The sequence below is a fragment of the Paracoccus sp. S4493 genome (assembly GCF_000967735.1).
GTDB lineage: Bacteria > Pseudomonadota > Alphaproteobacteria > Rhodobacterales > Rhodobacteraceae > Paracoccus > Paracoccus marcusii.
Genome location: NZ_JXYF01000340.1, coordinates 1 through 3,285, shown reverse-complemented (window position 1 = coordinate 3,285; position 3,285 = coordinate 1). Strand labels below are relative to the sequence as shown.

Here is a 3,285-nt window from a genome sequence, read left to right as displayed (position 1 = left end):
ACTTGGGGAATGTATGCTAACACCGTCGCGGCCTATGCCAGGGGAGTTACTGACTTCGCAGCATTCTGCCGCAGGCAGGGCGTCGATCCGATTGATGTTCGCAGAGGTATCATCGCGGCGTATCTAGCCGACCTGCACGCCCGCCCCCCGGGGGGCGGGTGTGCAGGTCGGGTCTGCAATTTAACTGCCTTAGCCCCTCAGCCGTCGAATGCGTCGCTGCGGCACAGGCTAACGATCATTCGGCTATTCTATGATTACCTTGTGGAAGAGGGGGTGCGTACAACAAACCCTGTAGCTCGAGGACGCAGGGGTAAGCTTGGCGGGGGAAGTCAGCGCGGCGAACGCGGATTGATACCGGTTCACCATGTGCTTCCGTGGATCCCTTCAGAGGCCCAGTGGAAATCTATTCTCACAGCGGCGCGAACCGAGCCGATCCGCAATCGTCTCATGCTGGCGCTTGCCTACGACTGCGCGCTAAGGCGTGAGGAGTTGTGTGCGCTAGACACATCAGACTTCGACCCCGCGCACCGGTTGGTGACGATCCGGGCCGAGACGACAAAGACCAAAGCCGGCCGCGTCGTCCCGTACTCTGCCGTTACAGGGGAGTTGCTTGCCGCCTATCTCCCCGCACGCCGCACGCTGAGCCGCACCAGGGGGCCGCTGTTTCTCTCTACGTCGCCGCGCAATCGGGCAATGCCGATCAGTAAGTGGACGTGGTCGAAGGTCGTGTATGCCCTAGGTTGCTGCGCAGGCGAACCAAAGCTTGGCACCCACACAATGCGGCATTTGTGCCTGACCGACCTGGCACGGGTGGGATGGGATATTCATGAAATTGCCCGCTTTGCTGGTCACCGGAGCATCCAGTCTACGCTTCTTTACATCCATCTCAGTGCACGTGACCTGTCAGCTAAGTTCGCTGCGACTGCTGCCGAATTGCACGAGGCACGCCTCGCCTCAATCGCGGAGTTACAGCTATGAGCTATTGTTCTGATAGGCTTGCGCCGTCGAACAGCGGTTCTCTAGATTGTGTGCTGCCTCTCAACGAGATGGGTACGCTTTCAACGCTCGAACATGCCGCACTTGACGCGCTGGAACACCAGTTCACGCGACGCCACGCACAATGGCCGAAAGCGATCCGCGCCGATCTGAAAAGGCTAAGGTCACCCCTTGAGGCAGCTCTCTGCCGTATGAATGCAGCGGCCGCCCCGCGGAACTCTACGATCCGGGTCATGATGCAGGAGTTGATTAAGCGGCGGCACGCCTACTGGGGATGGTCGCAGGACGAATGGCAGGACGTACTGGCGCCATCGGAGGGGGAATTCCACAAGCGATACGGCTGCCATGGCAATTGTCGCCAATATGTTGTTGCGATTGCGTACTGCCTTGGCAACTTCGACCGCCTGGAGCAGGTTGGCACGTTCTTTCAGTATCGACTGGCCCTGAAAGTGTTCGGCCGCAAGGAAGTCGACGCGACCGCCAAGCGAGTGCGTGATGAGATGCACTCTGTCGGCCTGAGGGCCGAGGTTCCCTATGGCATGAAGCCGGCTCTTTACTCTGCGCTGCTCTATCAGAGATCGGGCCGTCTGGAAGACATCACAGTGGCAACGATGCGCCGCGTCGCGTCCAGCCAATTGAACAGCACACGCACAGGTGCCGCAGCGCTATCCCGCGTCCTTGAACGGCTTGGAATCATTGAGAAGGGTTTCTGCCTTTGGCAGGAAGACCGGCGACGTCCGCCTGATGAGCGACGGGCGTCCGCGGATGTCCCGGAGGAGTGGCTTGAATGGTGTAATCGCTGGCGCGCGTCCGCAACCCTTGCGCCTTCCTCTGTGACGACCACCTATTATGGCATTCTCAAATGTGGCCGCTGGCTTGATGAGCGGCGTCCAGAGGTTCGTTCACCAGAACAATGGGACCGGGCACTGGCTCTTGAATATGCCGCAGCCGCGATGAAAATGCGGATTGGAGATTGGTCGACGCCTGTCAGTGCCGCCGCTAGCCGCAAGGGAGAGCAAATAAAACCATCCGCAATTGCGGCACACCTGCGCTGCATACGGGCATTCTTCTCCGACCTTCAGGAGTGGGAGTGGATCGCACCCCGGTTTGCTCCGGCTCAAACACTTGTGCCGTCGCGGGCCATACTGGCGAAGATAGGACCAGCACCGCGGGTCATTGCCGACGATATTTGGGCCAAATTGATCTGGGCAGCTCTAAACCTAACAGAGAGTGATCTTCGGGATCGGTCAAAGCGGATCGGGTGGTCGGAGCAGCCACTCCGCTACCCCCTTGCCATGGTGCGAGCGGTTGCGATCCTTTGGCTGTTCGGTGGCCTACGACGCGACGAGATCCATCGCATGCGGGTCGGCGCGATCCGCTGGTCCTCCTTACCAGAGCAAGGCGAAGCATCTCAGACATGCCTGTTCGACGTGCCGGTCAACAAAACCGGTCGCGCTTTCACTAAACCAGTGGATTCGATCGTAGGAACAGCGATTGAAGAGTGGGAGGCCAAACGGCTTCCTCACCCGCAAGACGTGGACACCAAGAACGGTGAGCGTGTTGACTGGCTCTTTGTCCATAAAGGGCGGCGGATGGGCGCCGCTTATATCAACGGCTCGCTGATTCCTCTCCTATGCGCGAAGGCAGGTGTGCCAGAAACTGATGCACGCGGTCGGATTACGAGTCATCGCGCCCGCGCAACGATCGCTACGCAGCTTTTTAACGCGAAGGAGCCGCTGTCACTGTTCGAATTACAAGCTTGGCTCGGACACGCGTCGCCCCAAGCAACACAGTATTATACAGCTATTACGCCGACGAAATTAGCACGCTCATTCGACCGCGCTGGATATTTTAAGAGGAATGTCCGTACGATCGAAGTCCTGATTGATCAGGCAGCGAGGCGGACCAATGGCGAGGGGGTGGAAGAGCCATGGCAATATTACGACCTCGGGCATGGCTACTGCACGTATGATTTTTTTGATCAGTGTGTGCACAGGATGGCTTGCGCCAAGTGTTCCTTTTACGAGCCAAAAGAGTCGACACGAATGCAGGCATTGGAGGCGGGAGGAAATCTAAAAAAGATGCTGCAGGAAATCCCGTTGACCGATACCGAACGAGAGGCGGTCGAGGACGGCGCGCGACTGATGGATGCACTCGTCGCTGGCCTTGAACAGGCGCGGACGCCGGACGGGCGCACCCGACAGCAGATCGAAGTGTCGGGGAGGGAGCGCACCCAGAATGACTGATAGCAGTTCCCGTCATAGACTATGTGTCACATCCCGCGTGATT

Annotated in this window: 2 protein-coding genes; both read left to right on the top strand. The window is 58.6% G+C overall.

Features of this window, described 5'->3' with window-relative positions:
• Positions 1-9 precede the first annotated feature (9 nt).
• Positions 10-978, top strand: coding sequence for a site-specific integrase (locus TW83_RS22310; protein ID WP_052714970.1), 969 nt, complete (start codon positions 10-12; stop codon positions 976-978).
• Entirely contained in the window at positions 975-3,242 is a 2,268-nt protein-coding gene (locus TW83_RS17625) for a tyrosine-type recombinase/integrase (RefSeq protein ID WP_204245805.1), read from the top strand. Before TW83_RS22310 ends, TW83_RS17625 begins: the two co-directional genes overlap by 4 nt.
• The last annotated feature ends 43 nt before the right edge of the window (positions 3,243-3,285 follow it).